The sequence below is a fragment of the Brucella sp. HL-2 genome (assembly GCF_025846885.2).
In the GTDB taxonomy this organism is placed as follows: domain Bacteria; phylum Pseudomonadota; class Alphaproteobacteria; order Rhizobiales; family Rhizobiaceae; genus Brucella; species Brucella quorumnocens.
In genome coordinates, this window is sequence record NZ_JAOYTK010000002.1 from 134,625 (window position 1) to 155,957 (window position 21,333).

Sequence of the window (21,333 nt, forward strand, 5' to 3'; positions counted from 1 at the left end):
TCTTTTTATGTTGATGGATTATCGCGCTTATAAATCCAGTCGTGATCAGGATGGTTTTTAAATCGCCATTTGCGGATAGGTCCGGCCATGACGTTGAGATAATACATCTCATAACCATAGGGCGCACCGCATGGGTGATGCCCCTTTGGCACGAGAACGACATCGCCGTCAGAAACGGCCATGGTTTCATCGAGACTGCCATCTTCGGTAAAGACCCGCTGAATACCATAGCCCTGCGATGGGTTTAGGCGATGATAATAGGTTTCTTCCAGATAGGTCATATCAGGGAAATTATCTTCATCATGCCGGTGCGGCGGGTAGGATGACCAGTTGCCCTGTGGTGTGAAAACTTCCGTCACCAAGAGGCTGTCGGCGACATCGCGGCCTTCCATGGCAATGTTGAAGATGTTGCGGGTGTTGGCACCTTGTCCACGCGTATCGAATGTCAGGCCTTCCGGTCCGATTTTTTGTGCCTTGCGGCCCGGTTTACCAGGTGCTGTGCAAACAGCAAGCACGCAATCCGTTGTCGCAACGGCATCCCAATCGCTCTCAGCTGGCACATAGAGGCAATGCGGGGCGAGTTTCTCAAACACGCTCATCCGCTCGCCCATTTCACCGAAATCCTCACCGGAGGCTTTGAGCTTTGCTTTGCCCTCGACCAGAACCAGAATGACTTCTCGGTCACCGGTTTTCTCCGTTGCGGTTTCACCAGCTTTCAGACGATAGAGGCCAAAGCCGACATAACCCCAATTGGCGCTTTCCGGCGTGATGTCGTGCACCTTGCCATGCGTGCCATTGGGTTTGCGTAACAGATTGGCCATTGCTCAGTCTCCTTTATCGAGTCCTGCTTCGTGCGCGAACGCCTTCAAAGACTTCAGCCCCAGCGACTGATATTCAAATGGATTGCGGACATCCGGGTCCTGCTCCGCTTCGATGACCAGCCAGCCCTGATATCCATGTTTAGCAGCAACCTTGAGCACCGGCACAAAGTCGACACCGCCTTCATGATCACCTGGAACAGTGAAAACACCGCGACGCACACCTTCGAGGAAAGACAGGCTTTGATCGCGTACTTCCGTCGCAATCGCCGGGCGCACATTCTTCGCATGGATGTGACGAACGCGGCCCATATGGTTCTTCGCAACGCGTTCCGGATTGCCGCCGCCAAACAGGCAATGGCCTGTGTCGAGCAGTAGCTTGGTGTGAGGCCCGGTATGCTTCATGAGAAGATCGATCTCGTCTTCGCTTTGAACAATCGTGCCCATGTGATGATGGTAGACGAGTGCGATACCTTGTGCTGAGGCATATTCGGCTAGTGCTTCAACGCCTGCGCCAAAAGCCTCCCAGCGGGCTTCTTCCAGAACGGGACGCTCAGAAAGCGGCTTATCGTCATCGCCGTGAATGGCGTTCGACGTTTCGCAAACAATGATGACTTTGCAGCCCATTGCCTTCAGAAGATCAAGCGCTGGCTGCATAGCAGCCTTCTCGTCTTCGACCGGACTGGTCAACAGATTGAGTGAATGCCAGCCAGATACAAAGTGCAGATTGCGTGGTTCGAGTACTGCTTTAAGTTCGCGTGCTACCTGCGGAAATTTATGACCTTTTTCTATTCCGTCAAAGCCGATTCTTGAAGCCTCGTCTAGGCATTGATCAAGGCTTATATGCGCGCCGAGGCTGCGATCATCATCGTTCGACCAGGCAATCGGGTTGGTGCCATAGAGGATCATCGGTCAGTTTCTTTCTTTGATCTGGGCTTCATAGTTTTCGCGTGCGGCACGCACTTCTTTGCGTTCCGATACTTCTGGCACTGCCACATCCCACCACCAGCCGCCAGTTTCAGGCGTTGGATAAGGATCGGTATCGATGACGATCACGGTCGTGCGCGGACTGTTGCGAGCCTCGGCAAGTGCATCTTCGAGCTCGCGGACTGAGCCAACCTTTTTGCTATCCGCACCCATCGCATTCGCATGGGCTGCGAAGTCGATATTGGATGGGTTCACATGGGTTGTGTGGTCGAGGAGGTTGTTAAATTCAGCGCCGCCCGTTGCCATCTGCAACCGGTTGATGCAGCCATAGCCGCGATTATCGGTGAGGACGACGGTGATTTTGATGCCCATCGTCACTGAGGTGGCAAGCTCGGAATTGGCCATCATGTAAGAGCCATCGCCTATCATCACGATCACGTCGCGGTCCGGTTCAGCCATCTTGATGCCAAGGCCGCCCGCGATCTCATAGCCCATGCAGGAAAAGCCATATTCCATGTGATATGACATGGGGCGTCCGGCTTTCCAGAGCTGGTGCAATTCACCCGGCATGGTGCCAGCCGCGCACATGACGACGGTGTTTTCTTTTGATTGGCGCTGAACTGCGCCGATCACCTGCATGTCGGTGGGAAGCTGATTGGCATCACCGGGAGCAGCAGTGAAGCGATCCGCTGCTTCAAACCAATGCGCTTTGAGCGTGTTGTCGAGAGTGCTGCGTTTATAGTCTTTAAGGCCATTAGAGAGCGTTATAAGCGCAATTTTTGCGTCTGCAACGAGCGAAATTGCGGCATTCTTGTGGCTATCATATGGCTGAACATTGACCGAGAGCAGCTTTCGGCCCGGATGTTTGAACAATGCCCAAGAGCCGGTGGTGAAATCCTGAAAGCGTGTTCCCACCCCAATGACCAGATCGGCGCTTGCTGCAATTGCGTTTGCACTGTCTGCACCGGTAACGCCGACCGGCCCGAAATTGAGCGTATGATCCCACGGCAGAGCTGATTTGCCTGCCTGTGTTTCGATAACCGGAATATTGTGGGTTTCGGCAAAGCTTTTCAGCGCTTCATGGGCGCCTGAATAATGTACGCCACCGCCTGCAACGATAACCGGGGTCTTGGCAGCTTTGATTGCGGCAATTGCCGTTGCCAGCTCGTGTTCATCGGCTGGCGGTCGTCGCCAATGCCAAACCTTTGGCGCGAAGAACTCTTCCGGCCAGTCAAAGGCTTCTGCCTGCACGTCCTGACAGAAAGACAGCGTTACAGGCCCGCAATCGGCAGGATCGGTCATTGTGCGGAAGGCACGCGGCAGGGCGGTCAGAAGCTGTTCTGGACGGGTGATGCGATCAAAATAGCGGCTCACTGGGCGGAAACAGTCATTGACGGTCATGGTGCCGTCGTTGAAATCCTCGATCTGCTGTAGAACCGGATCAGGGCCGCGATTGGCGAAAACATCGCCGGGAATAAACAAAACCGGCAGGCGATTGACGTGAGCGAGAGCTGCTGCCGTCACCATATTGGTTGCACCGGGACCGATGGACGATGTTACGGCGCAGGCGCGTTTGCGGCCTAGCTGCTTGGTATAGGCAATGGCTGCGTGCGCCATAGTTTGTTCATTATGGCCGCGCCATGTAACGAGCTTATCGCGGATACCATGCAGCGCTTCGCCAAGCCCTGCCACATTGCCATGGCCGAAAATAGCCCAGACACCAGCGATGAAAGGTTCACCCTCCGGGGTCATCTGGTTGGCAATATAGCGCACAAGCGCCTGTGCGGCTGTCAGTCGAACGGTCTTCATCTTTCCTCCCGGCGGAAATCCGCATTCTCGCAAACTCAGAAGACAGGCCTCCACCTGTGCCAGAGATGCGCTTATTTCTGTCGCAGCCTATCCCAAAGATCGCAGAAACCGCGATAACGTTTTGCCATTTCAGCAACCGCGTCGGCGTCACTCATCTTGCCTGCGAGCCATTGGCGGGCAACGTCACCCAGAATGGTGCGACCGATGGCGAAACCTTTAACGAGATCAAAGCCTGCCGCGACTTTAAGGCTTGCTTCAAGTTCTCTGGCAGGAGCATCAAGTCCCAGAACCACAATGCCGCGCGTATAAGGGTCGTTGCGAGTGATTGCGTCGCAAGCGTTGCTCCAGGCTTCCTTTGTCTTCAGCGGTTCGAGCTTCCACCAGTCTGGATAAACACCGATTTCATAAAAGCGTTCAATGACCGTGGCAGTGCTCAAGTCATCAATGGGTGCGACCTTGGACGGAATGATTTCCAGTAGAAACTCGAGACGGTTGCGGCGAGCAGCCGTGAAAAGTCGCTTCACGGTGGCTTCCTGTTGTGCCTTTACGTCGGCGCTGTCATCAGGGTGATAGAAGCATAGAACCTTCACGACGTTTTCGACGGGCCATTCAACAAGGCCACCGCAATCGGGGCCGAGTTCAGGCTCAAGCTCCAAAGGGCGTGAGCTGGGCCACTCTGTTGGGCGTCCGATCCACAGGCCAGTGCCAGCAGCACGGTAAAGCGCATCGCGTCCAAGACGACCATCGCAAAGAATGCCATAGCCATTTTCTCCGCCTGAAACCTCTAATGCAGCATTCAGGCATAATTCCTTGAATTCACCAATTTTTTCATCGGTGGCGCCGGTTTCCTGTGCCATTTCTTCAAGCTGAATACGGTGGTCAAAAGCGAAGACGCGCATATGCGGCCATTCACGATTACGATTTGTGGACCAGTGTACCTGTTCAAGCGCCAGATCTTTGCGCAGCGCCTTGTCGCGAATGCCGGTCTTGAAGAAATATTGCAGCTCTTCCCAGCTTGGATAAGCAGGTGTGCAGCCATGACGCGACACTGCAAAGGCACCGCATGCATTGGCGAACTTCAGGCTGGTTGGCCAATCTTCACCCTTGAGCCAACCGCGCAACAGGCCAGACATGAAGCCGTCACCTGCGCCAAGCACGTTGAACACTTCGATCGGAAAGCCCTGTCCAGATTGTCCCTTGTCGAGATTGTCGGGAATTTCGCCGTCAAAGACGACAGCGCCGAGTGAGCCGCGTTTGCAGACAAGCGCTGCCTGCGTCACTTTGCGGACGGCTTTCAATGCTTCCAGCGTATCGGTAGAGCCGCCTGCAATGTGAAATTCTTCTTCGGTGCCGACAATGAGATCAAAGAGATGCAGCGTCGATTGCAGTTTGGTGGTGACAGAAGCGGACTCGATAAAGCGGTTTTCACCATCGCCATGCCCGGAGAGTCCCCAGAGGTTGGGGCGATAATCGATATCAAGCACGGTACGGCTATTATTTTCGCGGGCAAGCTTGAGTGCCTTGATGACAGCCGCTTCGGTGCGCGGATGCGATAGATGTGTGCCGGTAGCTAACACACAACCAGCCTCGGCGATGAAATCGGGATCGATATCGTCTTCGCAAAGCGCCATGTCAGCGCAGTTTTCGCGGTAGAAGATCAGCGGGAAATGTTCCTGATCGCGAATACCGAGAATGACAAGTGCTGTCAGGCGCTGTGGATCGGTGACGATGCCGCGTGTATCTACGCCTTCACGTGCGAGTTCGCGCAACAGAAAGCGCCCCATATGTTCATCACCCACGCGGGTAATGAGTGCCGATTTAAGGCCCAGTCGCGCAGTGCCAGTCGCAATATTGGTAGGAGAGCCGCCGACATATTTGTTGAAGGATGACATGTCTTCGAGAAGGCCGCCAACCTGTGCACCGTAAAGATCTACCGAAGATCGGCCAATCGTAATCAAATCCAGCCGCTTCATTAAAGTCCTCCCTCGGCGCATGCTTTTATCAGAGCGCCGCACGTCAGAAAGGACGCACAAAGGACGCTCTAACTCTTTTGATCTACGCATCGTGCTATCCAAAAATCTGAATCGATTTTCGGGCCGATGCGGTAGCCCGGAAAGGCTGCCTGGGACTCACGACACGCAGTAGCCATTCTATTTCTGATTAAAATGGATTTATTATTCCATTTCAACCGAAAAATAGAATGCCGATTAAATATTAAGACTGCTGCTCTGTGCCGACAGCGACAGCAAGCGTAATGGCAAGGCACAGCGTTGCGGAAAGAGAACGGAAAGCACCGAAATCAACTTCAGAGACAAGTAGCGACTGGTTGGCAAATTTACTCATTGGGCTGACAATTGTGTCTGTTATCGCAACGACGTCTATGCCTCGTTCACTCGCGTTTTCTGCCATGGCAATGGTTTCTGGCGAGTAGGGCGAGAACGAAATCGCGAGCAGCACATCGCCTTTGCGGATAGCGTGTTGGTTTTCCAGCTTGCCAACGGTACTGTGAAGCATTGCCGGAACCTGCATCTTTTCAAGCGCATAGGCCAGATAGCTCGCAACCGGAAATGCGCGACGAACACCAATAATATGGATGGTTTCGGCATTCGCCAGCAGTTTGACGGCCTTTTCAAGCGCGTCGGGTTCAATCGCCTTCAGAAGGCCTTCAAGCGATGTGCGTCCGGCTTCTGCGAATTCGGCCAACAAGGCAGGGGCGCTGCCCGCCGCTGTTTCGCGTAAATGCTCAAGGCGCGTGGAATAATCGGGCCAACCGCCAGCATAGGAGTCGCGAAAAAGTTTCTGCATTTCCGAAAAGCCGGAAAAGCCCAATATCTGACAAAAGCGCATGAAGGCCGAACTTTGAACGCCTGCACCTTCTGCCATTTCCGCGACCGTCGAGACAGCGATGCGGTCCTGATTGGCAGCAACAAAATCGGCGCATTGTTTGAGACGTTTTGGCAATCGGTCTGCCACTTCGAGCAGTCTCGCTTCAAATTCTTTGACATTCGTCGGGGCTGGCACACTGGCGGAAGTATCGGCTTGTGCTGCAACAGCTTGTTCGGTGTCCATTGCCATCCTTTCAGAAACGTTCTCTTGACATCCCATATATCACAATCTAGCAAAATAGAATAAATATTCCATTGCGCTTTGCATCCGTGACATAATCAGGAAATGCGCAGAACGGAATAGAGAATCTGTTTTGTCGGTCAATCGTCGTTGGCCGTTTTGGGAGGATGAAGGCAATGGTTACACGTCTTGCTCTGCTTGGCGCTGGTCGTATCGGAAAAGTACATGCGGGCGCAATCGCTTCCGACAAGAGGGCTCAACTGATTGCGGTGGCTGATGCCAATCAGGACGCAGCGCGTGCAATTGCCGATGCGGCTGGTGCGGAAGTTCGTACAATCGACGAGATTGAAAAGTCGACGGATGTGGACGCTGTGCTGATCTGCACACCAACCAACACACATGCTGATCTGATTGAACGTTTTTCGCGCGCCGGTAAGGCTGTTTTCTGCGAAAAGCCGATTGATCTCAATATCGAGCGCGTGCGGACTTGCCTCGGCGTCATCAAGGAAACTGGCGGCAAGGTCATGCTTGGTTTTAATCGCCGTTTTGATCCGCATTTTGCCGCTGTCCGCAAGGCAATCAATGATGGCCGTATCGGCAAGGTCGAAATGGTGACAATCACCAGCCGCGATCCGGGTGCTCCGCCTGCGGAATATATCAAGGTATCGGGCGGCATCTTCCGCGACATGACCATCCATGATTTTGACATGGCGCGTTTTCTGCTCGGCGAAGAAATTGCAGCGGTGTCTGCGTCTGCTTCGGTTCTGGTGGACCCAAAGATCGGTGAACTCGGCGACTTCGACAGTGCCAGCTTCATCCTGACCACCGCGTCTGGACGTCAGTGCGTGATTTCTAATTCGCGCCGTGCATCATATGGTTATGACCAGCGCATTGAAGTGCATGGTTCGGAAGGCGCTGTCTCGGCTGAAAACCAGCGCCCTGTTTCCATTGAAATAGCATCGAAGGATGGCTATACACGCCCACCGCTGCATGATTTCTTCATGACGCGCTATACGGATGCGTATGCTGCCGAAATTGCAGCTTTCATCGATGCTATTGATAGTGGCAAGGCGCCGACGCCTTCGGCTGAAGACGGTTTGCAGGCTTTGGCGCTTGCGGAAGCAGCTCTTCTTTCTGTCAAAGAAGGTCGAACCGTGAAAGTTGCGGAAGTTCTGGCTTAAGCATTCATTTTCATTTGCCTTTCTCTGCGATCGACTGCGATATGCGGGACATGGCTTATGAAATCGACAAGCTGCCGCTCGAAGAGTTTTTTGTGCCGGTGGCGAATGCCACGGCTGCACTGACTAGACTTGACGAGCGGCTTGCACGATCTCCGATCCGCGATGGAATACTTGAGCGCATGCATATGCATGATGCCGTTGCATCCATGTGGCTTGAGGGTGAACTGGTGCATCTCGAAGATCTCGTGCTGCATGATGCGCTCATGGACACGCGCACACCGAGCCACGCGCTGACGATTGCGCATTCCGTGTTGCGTTTGAGACGTCAGATTTTTGGCCGAGCACCGGGTTGGGCGTTGAGTCCTGCAGGTATGCAGCAGGTTCTCGGACGGAATATTGACGTTCGCAGCGAAGAAGGGCGTGACTATAGTCAACGGGAAGACGATGAGAGCGATCCTCTTCTCGATGATGTAGATGCCTTGCTGGCGCGTACCGATGCTCTGCTGAAAGGCATCGTCAAAGAGCAACCCAAACTACAGCCAGTTGACGCGGATTCGCTTCTTTACGACGACGATTGGGATAGCGATGCCCGCCTGCAGGAGTGGCGCGATCTTTTTGCCAGAACGGCTCACTTCCCGCCACTTTTACGCGCCGCACTGATGCATGACGCATGGTATTCACTCGAAGTCGTGCAGCGATCAAACTGGATCGGCCGGCTACTTGCTGCCGCATATTTGCGCCAGTCGGGCATTGCTGCCAATCATTTGCCCGCGCTCAATATCGGTCTTCGCACAAAAAGGCCTGATGAACGGCGTTCAACCAACCGATTGGCGCGGCTTAAGACGTTTTTGGCGGCGATAGAAGAAGCTGCCGAACTGAGCATGAAAGAACATGACCGTTTAATGCTTGCGCGTGAACAGATGCAACGCAAGCTTAAGGGCCGTCGTTCCAATTCGCGGTTGCCGCAACTTGTGGATATGATGATGCGCAGCCCACTGGTTTCAAGCCAGATGGTTGAGAAAGAACTGGAGGTTACGCAGCAGGGCGCGCTGAAGCTGATTTCCGATCTCAATCTGCGGGAGATAACCGGGCGCGGACGGTTTCGCGCCTGGGGCATTCTGTAATTTACTTCTTCATGCAGTGATTTCGCAGATGGTTGGCAAATAGCTGGTATTCATTGCGCCGGGCCGCATTGGCGCGCCATGCTAAGGCGAGGGAGCGGAAATTATTCTGTCCTTCGTAAGGGACAATACTGATTTCACTGCCGCGTGTGACACCTGCCTTGATTGCGACCTCCGGCAACAGCGTTACTCCCATGCCGAATTCTACCAGCTGGACCAGCGTCATGATGCTTGTTGCATGAACATCACCAGCAGCATGTGCGGGCTTCGAACCGATAGCTGCCATCACATGTTCCCGCAGACAGTGACCGGTTTCAAGCAAGAGAAACGGCTGATCCTGCAAGTCGTTGGCATCAATTCTATCGCGATTCGCAAGGGCGTGGTCTCTGCGCACGGCCAGAAAAAACGGGTCCTTGCCAATCTCTGCGACCTCAAAGTCATCGAGATCATAGGGATGAGCGACCAGCGCCACATCTAGCGTTCCAGAACGAAGGCTGTCGAGGAGAGTGCGGGTCAGACCTTCGCGAACGCTTAATTGCAGCTCGGGGAATGCCTGCGCAGTCGTGGGCAGTACCTTTGGCAGCAGGAAAGGGGCAATAGAGGGGATAACACCCAGTCGAAGACGCGTCGTCAGCGGGCGTTCGGCCTGCTTTGCATGTTCCGGCAATTCTTCAATGGAGGCCACAATCTCGCGTGCACGGTTGAGGAAATCTTCTCCGGCAGGCAGCAATTGCATTCGCCGCCCTGTGCGATCAATCAGGGTAACGCCAATCTCGGCTTCGAGCGTCTGAATGGCCGCGCTTAAGGTGGATTGAGTGACACCAACTGCCTCGGCTGCACGCGAGAAAGAGCCCGCTTTGACAAGGGCTATAAAATAGTGGAGTTGACGAACACTGATATTGAGCATGGTCTTCAGTCTGAAACTTATCCCCATCGTTAAAATCGATGGATTGGATCGTTTTAATCGCTTTGACCGATTGATTTAGAGTGCCTATATATGACTCGCAAGCAGTTAGTTCTGAAACTTCTGAATTTTCTGCATAACAACGAATTTACAGGCAGGTATGAGATGCTCGGTATCGGTGACAAGCTTCCTTCTTTCAAAGTAACTGGCGTTAAGCCTGGCTTCAACTTCCACGAAGAAAACGGCGTTTCGGCTTTTGAAGAAGTTACCGAAGCAAGCTTCGAAGGCAAGTGGAAGGTCATCTTCTTCTACCCTAAGGACTTCACTTTCGTCTGCCCAACCGAAATCGCTGAATTCGCACGTCTGGCTTCGGATTTCGAAGACCGTGACGCAGTTGTTCTCGGTGGTTCGACCGACAACGAATTCGTGAAGCTCGCATGGCGTCGCGATCACAAGGACCTCGACAAGCTGCCAATCTGGTCGTTTGCTGACACCAACGGTTCGCTGGTTGACGGCCTCGGCGTTCGTTCGCCGGATGGCGTTGCTTACCGCTATACCTTCGTTGTCGATCCGGATAACACCATCCAGCACGTTTACGCAACCAACCTCAATGTTGGCCGCGCTCCTAAAGACACGCTGCGCGTTCTCGACGCTCTGCAGACTGATGAGCTTTGCCCATGCAACCGCGAAGTCGGTGGCGAAACGCTCAAGGCTGCTTAAACGGCCAAAATGATCTGAGACAAGGCGGGTTCAGGCCCGCCTTTTGTTTATCTAATACACAAAATGACAAATAATGAGGGTTCCATGTCCATTGATGATCTGAAGTCAAAAATCCCGGATTTTGCCAAGGATGTTCGTCTCAACCTTTCTTCCATGGCGAGCGACGAAACGCTGACGCCACAGCAGAAATACGGCCTGTTCATTGCCTGCGGTATTGCTTCGCGCAATGCGGATGTGCGCAAGGCGCTGGTTGCTGAAGCAGCTGGTAAGGTTGATGCGAGTGTTGTGCAGGCTGCAAAGTCGGCTGCATCGATCATGGGCATGAACAATGTCTATTATCGCTTCGTGCATCTTGCCACCAACAAGGATTACCGCACCATGCCAGCCAAGCTGCGCATGAACGTTATCGGCAATCCAGGCGTGGACAAAGTCGATTTTGAACTGTGGTCGCTCGCTGTTTCAGCAATCAATGGCTGTGGGATGTGCATCGATGCGCATGAAGACGTCTTGCGCAAAGCAAATGTGACAACCGAAGTGATCCAGACTGCTGCACGGTTCGCGTCGATCATCCAGTCGGTTGCTATTGCTCTGGAAGCTGCTGACACCGAATAAGGTTCAGTCGAACCTACATAAAACAAAAGCCCGCGTGGATCGCTCCTCGCGGGCTTTTTATTGGCAGTAGCGAGGTTTATTCGCCGCGCTTGAACGAAATGAATGCAAAGCCAATCAACGAAATGACAGCCGCAGCAGTCATGTAATAGCCGACATAGGCGAAGCTATAATGGGTTGCGAGCCAAGTTGCGATGTAAGGTGCAACCGATGCGCCGAGAATACCTGCCAGATTGAAGGTAAGCGAAGCGCCGGTATAGCGAACCGAGGTCGGGAATGGTTCAGCAAGAGCTGCGCCAATTGGACCATAAGTCAGACCCATCAGGCCAAAGCCGATAATGAGGAACGCGAGAACGCCGGCAGTTCCGCTGAGGAAAAGCGGAGCCATGATGAAGCCATAGAGGCCGATCAGGACCGTGACAACGATCATCACAGGACGCATACCGTACTTATCGGAAAGTAGCGCTGCAATTGGGATGGTGAGGCCGAAGAAGATCACCCCAACCATCTGCAGGATGAGGAACTGTTCACGGCTATAGCCGAGCGCACGCGTACCCCAACCGAGCGAGAACACGGTCATCAGATAGAACAGAACGAAGGTTGCAACAGCACCGATGGTGCCGAGGAACAGGCTCGCCTTGTACTTCTTGAAAAGCGTTGCGACTGGAACTTCAACGCGTTCAGCCTTGTCGATTGCCTTCTGAAATTCTGGTGTTTCAGCAATCTTCAGACGAATGAAGAGGCCAACACCAACCAGAAGAGCACTGGCGATGAAAGGAATACGCCAGCCGAACGACATAAACTGTTCTTCGGTCAGCAGTTCAGCAAGGATAAGGAAAATACCTGTTGCGAGAATGAAGCCGACAGGCGCGCCGAGCTGCGGAAACATGCCGTACCAAGTACGTTTGCCTTCCGGCGCGTTTTCGGTTGCGAGCAAAACAGCACCGCCCCATTCGCCACCAAGGCCAAGACCCTGACCCAGACGGCAGAGAGCAAGCAAGAGAGCCGCCCATACGCCGATGGATTCATAGGTTGGCAGGAAGCCGATTGCGACTGTGGAAATACCCATGGTCATCAGTGCTGCGACGAGTGTTGCCTTGCGGCCAACCTTATCACCGAAGTGGCCGAACAACGCACCGCCGATCGGGCGTGCAAAGAAGGCAATTGCGAATGTTGCTAAGGACTGGAGCAGTGCCGAGTTGCCGTCACTTGCCGGGAAAAAGAGGTGCGGAAATACGATTACCGCGGCGGTGGCATAAATATAAAAGTCAAAGAATTCGATTGTTGTGCCGATCATGCTCGCGGCCAGAACGCGGCGCGCAGAATTTTTCTTCGGAACAACTGCTTGAGCGACAGTCATTGTTTCATATCCATATTTGTGGGCTGTACGTTTTGGGGGAAAGCCCGAGATACTGCCTTCTTAGTGCCACAAAATACGAAACCGCAAGCTTAAAAGGGCTTTCGCGTAATTTTCTGATTTCGATTGTGCTGTTTTCGAAACAAAATGAATGCACTACGTAGTTTCAAGGAAAAGAACCAGGGCCTTTCAATTGCCTTAAGGCAGCCTTAAGCTGATTTCCGCAACTTGGAATCACGATGACTGCACAGTCTTTCAGATACGGCATTATTGGCATGAATTTTCGCAAGCACTCTGTTTTGCGAATGCCTTCCCGTATGTTGATTGCTCTATTCTCGTTGCTGTTTCTGGTTTCAACGCAGCTTTGTTATGCCATGGCACATGATTTGCCACAGACTATTGCTTTCACCGATTGTCACACGACTGCGCAAGTTGGCAAACATGATGGCGGGCATTCTACGCCGACTGACCATGGCAAGAAAGCGTCCGCCGCTTGTGTAATGATGAGCTGCGGCGGCATCATACAGCTCGCTTCGGATGTTGCACTTTTCACGCCTGATCAGGAGTTCGGCTTTCCCCCACGCGTTGCAACATTAAACAGTAGCGATCCATTTGGCGTGTTACGTCCTCCAATATCTTACCAGATCTGATCCTCCGAAACGCTGCCACTTCTCGGCGGTAATGAGTGCATCCCGAAATTCGTAAAGCGATTTCGAGTTTGGTGCGCGTTGATAGAGATTTATCTGGAGAATAATCATGACGAGTATGACTCGCCGCCGTCTGCTGACGCTTGGTGCAAGTGCTGCTGTCTTATCTGTGGTGCGGCCTTTTGAGGGCTTTGCGCAGGACGCCCATCAGCAACATATGCAGCATGGCGTGGCCAAGGCACAGACAAAAACACAGGCTTTGCCGATCCCGTCACTAATAGAACCCGATGCCGCAGGCCTTGTGAAGCTGAAGGTTCAAAAGGGGCGACATTCCTTCATCGAAGGAAGCGATGCTGCTTCTGCAGGGATTAACGGCACTTATCTTGGTCCGGTTGTCCGGCTGAAGAACAGAGAGGCGGTCACGCTATCGGTTGAGAATGGTATGGATGAGGACACAACCCTTCATTGGCACGGTCTTTTCGTTCCCTCCATTCTGGACGGTGGGCCGCATAATGTGATCGCAGCAGGTAAAAGCTGGGAGCCGAAAGTTACCGTCAATCAACCTGCTTCGTTTAACTGGTTCCATCCGCACCTGCATGGCGACACCGCCCGACAGGCGCATATGGGCATTGCCGGGCTGATGATTGTTACGGATGGCAAGGATAGTGAACGTGGCCTGCCTGAGAGCTATGGAGTTGATGACATCCCGCTCGTCTTGCAGGATCGCAGAGTTGTTGACGGAGACAAGGTTTATCAGCCCGATATCATGGATCTGATGCACGGCTTTCGCGGCGATAAGCTAATCGTCAACGGCGTGATTGCCCCACAAGCGCAAGTTCCGCCATCCATTGTGCGGTTACGTATTCTGAACGGTGCCAATGCGCGCAATTTCCATGTGCGTCTCAGCGATGATCAGCCATTGCACGTCATCGGATCGGATGGAGGCTATTTAAGCAAGCTCGATACAGTCCAACGCCTGACGATCAGCCCGGGCGAGCGCTATGAAATTCTGGTCGATTTTTCCAAAACGAAAGGCGCTCTGGATCTGCTCACGGCCAGCGATGACAGCGGTGGTGACGACCTGTCTTTGATGCAGTTCATCGTGGATGACAAAATCGACGGTCCGGTGAAAGCTTTGCCTACCAAGCTTGATGGTCCTGATAAGCCTGACGAAAAGCTTTCGGTGCGCAGGCGGTCATATTTCTTCGATGAACGTATGGCCGAAAACATGAAGCTTATGATGGGCGGTATGTCGAGTGATCCACATGCCGGACATAACATGCCAGCTATGAGCGATCACGACATGCATTCGGGTCGGAGCAATACCGACGCCGGACCTTCATTGCAGGCGCTCACATCAGGCGTTCAAATGGCGATCGCAGAAAAGCCTTTCGATATGAACCGCATTGATGCCGAAGTTAAGCTTGGATCCTGGGAAATCTGGGAGTTGACGACCAAAGAAATGGCGCATCCTTTCCATATTCACGGCGCGTCGTTCCGCATTCTTTCGCTGAATGGCGAGACACCGCCGGTCCATCAATCAGGCTGGAAAGATACGGCTTTGATCAATGGCAAGGCCGAAATTCTGGTCCATTTTGATCGCGAAGCCACGCGCAATCATCCGTTCATGTTCCACTGTCACGTGTTGGAACATGAAGACGTTGGCATGATGGCGCAATTCGTAACGGCCTGATCAACAAGTATTCTGCGCGTCGTTCACAAACGACGCGCAGTTTTATAAGTTTCGAACAATTCGCTTCGCTGTGCGTTTACCGCTTATCACCAAACCAAATAAGAGGAGGAGATAATGCGATCTTTCGTTCTAGCTTCAACGATGGCACTTATTGCAGCACCAGCCTTTGCCCAAGACGTGACCGTTAAAATGTACGAGGCTCTGGAAACCGGGCAGGGGAAGGAGATGGGAACCGTAACAGTGTCCCAGGGTACTGACGGCCTTTCATTCAAAGCGGATTTAAATGGAATGCCCGGTGGTGAACATGGCTTCCATGTTCATGAAAAGGGCAGTTGTGCGCCTGCGGAACAGGATGGGAAAATGGTTCCGGCGCAAGCAGCCGGTGGCCATTACGATCCGGAAGGTTCGAAACACCATATGGGTCCGGAAGGTCATGGTCATATGGGCGATTTACCCCTGTTGAAGGCTGATGCGGACGGTAAGGTCAGTGAAACGGTTGTTGCACCTCGCCTTAAATCACTGGACGACATTAAAGGTCGAGCACTGATGGTGCATATGGGTGGAGACAACTATGCCGACCAACCCAAGCCACTTGGTGGTGGCGGTGCGCGTTTCGCCTGTGGCGTAATTGAGTAAAGCTTCATTTGATTTCCCTGCATAGATGCTTCGCACTTTTACTGGAAATGCTTTAACCCCAATTCTCTATGCGGATTTTTGAACCGTCGGAGAAACGCGAAATATGGAACGGCGACGGATCGACCACTGGCGTTTCGCCGCTGACCATATCTGCAACCAGCCGTCCGGCACCGGGGCCGATGCCAAAACCATGTCCCGAAAACCCTGTTGCAACGATAAGACCATCAATATCGGGCAGGGGTGAAATTACTGGAATGACATCCGGCATAGTATCGATGAGGCCGGCCCATTCCTGAGCAATTGTTGCTGATGCAAAGGATGGAATAGCAGCCTTGAGTTTGGCCAATACTGCCGCATTCGCAGCGCGGTGCGGTTCAGGATCAAGTGTGCGGATTTTTTCAAAGACCGAAACTTGATCTGCGGGCCGAAGCTTCCATTGGAAGGCTTCTTCGATGAACCGCTCACCAAAACGGAAACGCAATGATTTCCATTCGGTGGAGAGCGATGGAAGGAAGTCGCGGAAAAAACGGAAACTGTCAGGCACGATATCCGCAATCGATCCACCAAGGCTAGCGACCGTGTAGCCGCCATCAAGCCGCTTACGCAGCGCGAAATCTGAAAACGCAATTGCCGGGTCCACATTTGCCTCAATAGGGGCAGTGCGAAACACCGATGATTTGACTTTGAGTTGCGGAAGGCGGGCCTTGAAGTCCGATATGATCAATCGCGACCAGGCCCCGCCTGCCACCACAATTGCCTCACAGGCAACGCGGCCTTTTTCGGTCAGAACTGCCGAAACGCGTCCATTGGTTGTCTCAATGTCGCGCACCGCACAATTTTGCAGAATGACGGCACCCAGTTCCTGCGCTTTGGCTGCAAAAGCCGGAACTGCTTTCTGTGGTTCAGCACGGCCATCAAGCGGGGTAATCATACCGCCTTTAAGCGGACGCCTGAGGCCGGGAGCGAGGCTGGCGGCCTGCTTGCTGCTTAAGAGTTCTGTCTCGATACCGTGTTGGCTGGCGATTTTAATCCACTGCGAATAGCGCTCGACTTCTTCTTCCTTCTCGGCGGTATAAGCGATACCCGTCACGCGAAACCCGGTTTCGCGGCCCGTACGTCCATTCATACCTTCCCAGAGGCGCATACTCTCGACAATCAGTGGCATTTCTCGACTGTCGCGTCCGGTTCTGCGGCACCAACCCCAATTGCGACTTGATTGTTCGCCTGCAATTTCGCCTTTCTCAAACAAAGCGACAGGTATCCCGCGCTCTGCCAGGAAAAGGGCTGTCGATACACCGATCACACCGCCACCGATGACGGCGACCTTTGTTCCCTGCGGCAAACGCTCGGCGGTTGCCACCTTGTCGGTGATCGGCCCCATCATCAGACTCCTGCAATACGAATATCGAACTAAGACCGGAGCAACATTGCGCGATTTACAAGCTTTTTCAACTGGATAGTGCAGCAAATTATTGCGCGTTCCAGCATGTTCTAGCAAATGCCTGACACCTTTGGTCGGGTTTTATTGGCAAAGTCGTTCAACTGCATTTATATGCCATCCTATGATAACAGGACTCTCGGCCTCATCTATGGACGCACGCACTCTGCAAAACACCAGGCTGGATAGAAATACCGCTCCGGCGCTGACACTTTCAGGCATCAGTCGCCAGTTTGGTACTGTGCGCGCCGTTGATGATATTTCGCTTGATGTTCAACCGGGAGAGATCATCTGTCTCGTCGGTCATTCCGGCTGTGGCAAGACCTCGCTCCTGCGGATTATTGCAGGGATCGACGCGCCGGACGAAGGTCAGCTTACCATGGGTGGTAAGATGCTTGTCAGTTCTTCTATCTTCGTAGAGCCCGAAAAACGCAACATAGGCGTTGTGTTTCAGGATTATGCGCTCTTTCCGCATCTGACGGTTAAGGAAAATGTGCTGTTCGGTTTGCGTAAGATGCGCAAGGACGAGGCGAAAGCGCGAGTTGATGAATTACTTGCGCTGGTTGGTCTGGCAGCAATGGCGGATCGCTATCCGCATATGCTTTCGGGTGGCGAGCAACAGCGGGTCGCTCTTATCAGAGCGCTGGCGCCCGAACCTGATCTGTTGCTGATGGATGAACCTTTTTCCAATCTTGATCGCGGTTTGCGTGCGCGTGTCAGAAGCGAGACTATTGCTTTGCTTCGTGCATTGGGTACGCCAGTCATTATTGTGACGCACGAGGCTGAAGAGGCGTTGTCCACTGGCGACCGCGTGGTGTTGATGCGTTCTGGAAAGATCATTCAGGCCGGTCCAGCCCGCGAACTCCATAACCAGCCTGCAACGCGCTATGCTGCGGATTTCTTCTGCGATTTTAACGCCCTCGATGGGAGGGTAGATGATGTTTCCGTTCAGACACCTGTCGGCGCATTGGCATTACCAGATAATATGCGACAAACCGGAGACGTCGCCGTCTATCTGCGCCCAAGAGATATAGAAGTCATTTCTACTCAGACCAAAGCACAAGACGGATTGTGCGGCCGCATCGAAAGCCGCACCTATTTAGGCGAAACGGAAGAGCTGACTGTCTATCTGGATGATCAGAACGTCCGCCTCCGTGTGCGGACAGATCAGCATATTGCCGCCGAAGCAACGCATGTCTGTGTGCAGATCGACTGGAGTAAAGCTATGATTTTTGCAAAAAATGAGTAAATAACTCATATTTAGTGGCGTGAATTATTGACCCTGAATATGCCAGTTCCTATAGTCTAATTGCATTACTCATAGTTTCAAATGAACCAAATTATCCCGGAGGTAAAATGCCCAAGATCGCGCGTGCTGGACTGGCTCTTATGGCAGCGACGTTTCTCTCAGGTGCGGCCAATGCAAATGAGGTGAACATTTATACGACGCGTGAACCTGGCTTGATCCAGCCTCTGCTGGACGCCTATAAGGAAAAGACAGGCACGACTGTTAATACTGTTTTCCTTAAGGATGGTCTTGCCGAGCGAGTTGCATCTGAAGGCGACAAATCGCCAGCCGATATTCTGATGACTGTCGATGCGGGCAATCTGGTTGATCTCGTCGACAAGGGCCTTACCCAGCCAGTCGATTCCCAGTCTCTGAAAGACGCTGTGCCTGAACAGCTCCGCGATGCGAACGGCAACTGGTTTGGTCTGTCGATGCGCGCTCGCGTTGTCTATGCAGACAAAGATCTCGAACTCGACAAGATCACCTATGAAGAACTGGCTGATCCGAAGTGGAAGGGCAAGATCTGCATCCGTGCTGGACAGCATCCATATAACACTGCTCTGATTGCTGATTACATCGCTCATCACGGTGCAGAAAAGACCGAAGAATGGCTGACTGGTCTCAAGGCCAATCTGGCGCGTAAGGCTGCCGGTGGTGACCGTGACGGCGCCAAGGATATTGTTGGCGGCATCTGCGATATCGCAGTCGCGAATTCCTATTATGTTGGGCTGATGCGGTCTGGCAAGAGCGGCGACGAACAGAAGGCATGGGGCGATGGCATCAAGGTCATCCTGCCAACCTTCCAGGACGGCGGCACGCAGGTAAACATCAGTGGTGCAGCCGTTGCCAAGAATGCGCCAAACAAGGATGAAGCTGTCAAGCTTCTCGAATACCTTGCTTCGGACGAAGCCCAGCAGCTGTATGCAAAGGCCAATTACGAATATCCGGTCAAGGCAGGTGCTCCGGTTGATCCAATCGTTGCATCCTTCGGCGAACTGAAGATCGACAAGGTTCCGCTTTCGGAAATCGTAAAGCATCGCAAGCAGGCCAGCGAACTGGTCGACAAAGTCGGCTTTGATAACTAATACCAAAGTTCATTGAGTAAGACTCATCGGACTTTGGTTAAGCCGGTGTGGCGATTGAACATTTTCAAGGCGTGATGCGTAAGCATCTTAGCGCCTTGGTATAAAAGCTGAATATTCTTGTAAAAATGACGCCGGTGCAAAACCATTGCGCCGGCGTTGTAATATGAAGGTCGACCAAAGTGCCGGAACCTGTGCAAGCTGCATCGTCATCCATGCCTTATCGCACCCGTTCTGGGCGCAACTGGTTGTGGCTTTCCGGATTGATAGCACTGCTGGTTTGCTTGCCTGTTCTGGCATTGGTTGTGGAGGCGCTTCGTGGCTCTTCCGGCTTTTGGGGCCATCTGTTTTCAACAGTTTTTGCGACGGCCTTTACCGATACGATTATTCTGCTGGCAGGCGTCGGACTTATTACTGCATTTGTCGGCACGTCTGCTGCGTGGCTTGTAACGGCTTATGATTTTCGCGGGCGTGGCGTACTCGAATGGGCGCTTTTGCTGCCCCTCGCGGTTCCTACTTATATTATCGCTTACGCCTATCTCGATATTCTGCATCCGATCGGACCAGTACAGGGTGCGATCCGCTTTGTGCTTGGCTATGATACGCCACGCCAGTTTCGCTTGCCGGATATAAGATCGATGACCGGCTGCATTATCCTGCTCGGTTTCGTTCTCTATCCTTATGTCTATATTCCGACACGGGCGATGTTCCTCACACAATCGGCCAGCCTGATTGAAGCAGCGCGCACATTGGGCGTTAGCCGCAGAGGGATTTTCTGGCGCGTGGCATTGCCGCTCGCGCGTCCCGCCGTTGCCGTCGGTGTAAGCCTTGCTTTAATGGAAACGCTCAATGACGTTGGTGCGGCCGAGTTCCTTGGCGTTCGGACATTGACGGTATCGATCTACACAACATGGGTCACGCGCTTTGATTTGCCCGGCGCTGCACAGCTAGCCCTGGCGCTTTTGTTGTTGGTTGTCGCACTTGTATCAATTGAGCGCTGGGCGCGGCGCAAGCAACGCTTTTCATCCAATATTCGCCACTCGCGTGGCTTTGAACCGCTTAGGGTAAGCGGTATCAAAGGCCTCTGGCTTTTTGTGCTCTGTGCCGCACCAATAATCATCGGCTTCATCATGCCTGCGACCTATCTCGTAATTGAGGCAGTCAAACGCATGCGTTTTGCGGGCATTTCTCCTCGTCTTGCCGGTGAAGCGTTCAACACGGTGATGCTGGCTTCGGCCGCAACTGTTCTGGTCCTGCTGTTCGGCATGGTGGTGGCTTATGCGATGCGGCTCTTTCCGGGAACTGCCTCGCGCTGGTTCTACCGTTTTTCGACCATGGGCTATGCGGCGCCCGGCACAGTGATTGCAATTGGGATCATGATCGTTTCAGGCGCGGTTGATCGGCTGTTCGATGGAGTTTTCAGCTATTTCTTTGGAGTTTCAACGGGGCTGCTGCTGATCAGTACAGGCGCTGCCATTATCTACGCCTATGTAGCGCGCTTTCTGGCAATTTCTGCCGGAGGTATAGATGCGGGACTCGAACGCATTCCACAATCGCTTGATCATGCGTCACGCACTCTGGGGCGAGGGGTAACGACAACATTCCGCCAGATACATCTGCCGCTTTCAAAAACGGCTATCGTTGCTGCTGGACTTCTGGTGTTTGTTGATTGCGTGAAGGAGCTGCCTGCAACGCTTCTGTTACGCCCGCTCAATATAGAGACTTTTGCCACCCATCTTTATGGTGAAGCTGCGCGTGGAACCTATGAAGAGGCCTCAGTTGCAGCATTGGCAATTGTGGCAGTTGGCATATTGCCGGTTATTCTGCTCGCGCGTATTGGACGCCGTTTGGGTGGAAAACGCAGTTAGTAGCGGAAGTTCTGCAATATCAAATTGTTACAAAGCCGTTATCTATCGCGACTTTAACGCGGTAGTACTTTCCCGCTTTCGAAGTTCCATAAATGCAAAAAGTCTAGCTCTATCAAGGGCTTTACAGCGGTGTGTCGGTACACTCTGACCGAGATAGCTCAATGATTTC

18 protein-coding genes are annotated in these 21,333 nt (G+C 53.0%); 10 read left to right on the forward strand and 8 right to left on the reverse strand.

All coding sequences use genetic code 11. The annotated features are described in order from the left end of the window. Positions 1-5: 5 nt before the first annotated feature. The 5 genes from iolB to OIV19_RS03840 form a co-directional block, all read right to left on the reverse strand. On the reverse strand, positions 6-821 hold the full coding sequence (gene iolB / locus OIV19_RS03820; protein ID WP_264230731.1) for a 5-deoxy-glucuronate isomerase: 816 nt from the start codon (positions 819-821) through the stop codon (positions 6-8). 3 nt (positions 822-824) lie between these two features. Continuing rightward, positions 825-1,727, reverse strand: coding sequence for a myo-inosose-2 dehydratase (gene iolE / locus OIV19_RS03825; protein ID WP_264230732.1), 903 nt, complete (start codon positions 1,725-1,727; stop codon positions 825-827). A gap of 3 nt (positions 1,728-1,730) precedes the next feature. Beyond that, positions 1,731-3,554: a 3D-(3,5/4)-trihydroxycyclohexane-1,2-dione acylhydrolase (decyclizing) gene (iolD, locus tag OIV19_RS03830; RefSeq protein WP_151092084.1), complete on the reverse strand. Its 1,824-nt coding sequence runs from the start codon at positions 3,552-3,554 to the stop codon at positions 1,731-1,733. A 71-nt stretch (positions 3,555-3,625) separates the two neighbouring features. Further along, positions 3,626-5,527, reverse strand: a complete 1,902-nt coding sequence (locus OIV19_RS03835) for a bifunctional 5-dehydro-2-deoxygluconokinase/5-dehydro-2-deoxyphosphogluconate aldolase (protein ID WP_264230733.1) — start codon at positions 5,525-5,527, stop codon at positions 3,626-3,628. Between the two features lie 241 nt (positions 5,528-5,768). Further along, positions 5,769-6,623 (reverse strand): MurR/RpiR family transcriptional regulator, encoded by an 855-nt coding sequence (locus OIV19_RS03840; RefSeq protein WP_264230734.1) that lies wholly within the window; start codon positions 6,621-6,623, stop codon positions 5,769-5,771. Positions 6,624-6,796: 173 nt separating this feature from the next. On the opposite strand from OIV19_RS03840, the gene iolG reads away from it, so the two are divergent. Continuing rightward, entirely contained in the window at positions 6,797-7,801 is a 1,005-nt protein-coding gene (gene iolG / locus OIV19_RS03845) for an inositol 2-dehydrogenase (protein ID WP_264230735.1), read from the forward strand. 50 nt (positions 7,802-7,851) lie between these two features. Continuing rightward, positions 7,852-8,925, forward strand: a complete 1,074-nt coding sequence (locus OIV19_RS03850; RefSeq protein WP_264230736.1) for an RHE_PE00001 family protein — start codon at positions 7,852-7,854, stop codon at positions 8,923-8,925. 1 nt (position 8,926) lies between these two features. Here OIV19_RS03850 and OIV19_RS03855 read toward each other — a convergent pair whose 3' ends face one another. Next, entirely contained in the window at positions 8,927-9,829 is a 903-nt protein-coding gene (locus OIV19_RS03855) for a hydrogen peroxide-inducible genes activator (RefSeq protein WP_151092363.1), read from the reverse strand. Between the two features lie 162 nt (positions 9,830-9,991). Here OIV19_RS03855 and OIV19_RS03860 point away from each other — a divergent pair, with 162 nt between their 5' ends. Continuing rightward, complete coding sequence (locus OIV19_RS03860) at positions 9,992-10,546, forward strand: peroxiredoxin (protein ID WP_024896329.1); 555 nt, start codon at positions 9,992-9,994, stop codon at positions 10,544-10,546. Between the two features lie 84 nt (positions 10,547-10,630). Beyond that, a complete protein-coding gene (gene ahpD / locus OIV19_RS03865) occupies positions 10,631-11,158 on the forward strand; it encodes an alkylhydroperoxidase, AhpD family (RefSeq protein ID WP_095444295.1) in 528 nt (175 codons plus the stop codon). A gap of 76 nt (positions 11,159-11,234) precedes the next feature. Here the strand turns inward: ahpD and OIV19_RS03870 are convergent, their stop codons facing one another. Next, positions 11,235-12,515: an MFS transporter gene (locus tag OIV19_RS03870; protein WP_151092094.1), complete on the reverse strand. Its 1,281-nt coding sequence runs from the start codon at positions 12,513-12,515 to the stop codon at positions 11,235-11,237. A gap of 236 nt (positions 12,516-12,751) precedes the next feature. Here OIV19_RS03870 and OIV19_RS03875 point away from each other — a divergent pair, with 236 nt between their 5' ends. The 3 genes from OIV19_RS03875 to sodC all read left to right on the forward strand — a co-directional run bounded on the left by OIV19_RS03875 (position 12,752) and on the right by sodC (position 15,488). Continuing rightward, entirely contained in the window at positions 12,752-13,162 is a 411-nt protein-coding gene (locus tag OIV19_RS03875) for a hypothetical protein (protein WP_235901766.1), read from the forward strand. 106 nt (positions 13,163-13,268) lie between these two features. Next, positions 13,269-14,852: a multicopper oxidase CueO gene (gene cueO, locus OIV19_RS03880; RefSeq protein ID WP_264230737.1), complete on the forward strand. Its 1,584-nt coding sequence runs from the start codon at positions 13,269-13,271 to the stop codon at positions 14,850-14,852. 114 nt (positions 14,853-14,966) lie between these two features. Continuing rightward, entirely contained in the window at positions 14,967-15,488 is a 522-nt protein-coding gene (gene sodC / locus OIV19_RS03885; RefSeq protein WP_264230738.1) for a superoxide dismutase [Cu-Zn] SodC, read from the forward strand. Between the two features lie 52 nt (positions 15,489-15,540). On the opposite strand, the gene OIV19_RS03890 is transcribed toward sodC, so the two are convergent. Continuing rightward, a complete protein-coding gene (locus OIV19_RS03890; protein ID WP_264230963.1) occupies positions 15,541-16,869 on the reverse strand; it encodes an NAD(P)/FAD-dependent oxidoreductase in 1,329 nt (442 codons plus the stop codon). Between the two features lie 208 nt (positions 16,870-17,077). Here OIV19_RS03890 and OIV19_RS03895 point away from each other — a divergent pair, with 208 nt between their 5' ends. The 3 genes from OIV19_RS03895 to OIV19_RS03905 all read left to right on the forward strand — a co-directional run bounded on the left by OIV19_RS03895 (position 17,078) and on the right by OIV19_RS03905 (position 21,164). Beyond that, positions 17,078-18,175, forward strand: a complete 1,098-nt coding sequence (locus OIV19_RS03895) for an ABC transporter ATP-binding protein (protein ID WP_264230739.1) — start codon at positions 17,078-17,080, stop codon at positions 18,173-18,175. 107 nt (positions 18,176-18,282) lie between these two features. Beyond that, the gene (locus OIV19_RS03900) at positions 18,283-19,299 is read left to right on the forward strand and encodes a Fe(3+) ABC transporter substrate-binding protein (protein ID WP_191793286.1); all 1,017 of its coding nucleotides are present in this window, start codon (positions 18,283-18,285) and stop codon (positions 19,297-19,299) included. 212 nt (positions 19,300-19,511) lie between these two features. Beyond that, the gene (locus tag OIV19_RS03905; protein ID WP_264230964.1) at positions 19,512-21,164 is read left to right on the forward strand and encodes an ABC transporter permease; all 1,653 of its coding nucleotides are present in this window, start codon (positions 19,512-19,514) and stop codon (positions 21,162-21,164) included. Positions 21,165-21,333 lie beyond the last annotated feature (169 nt).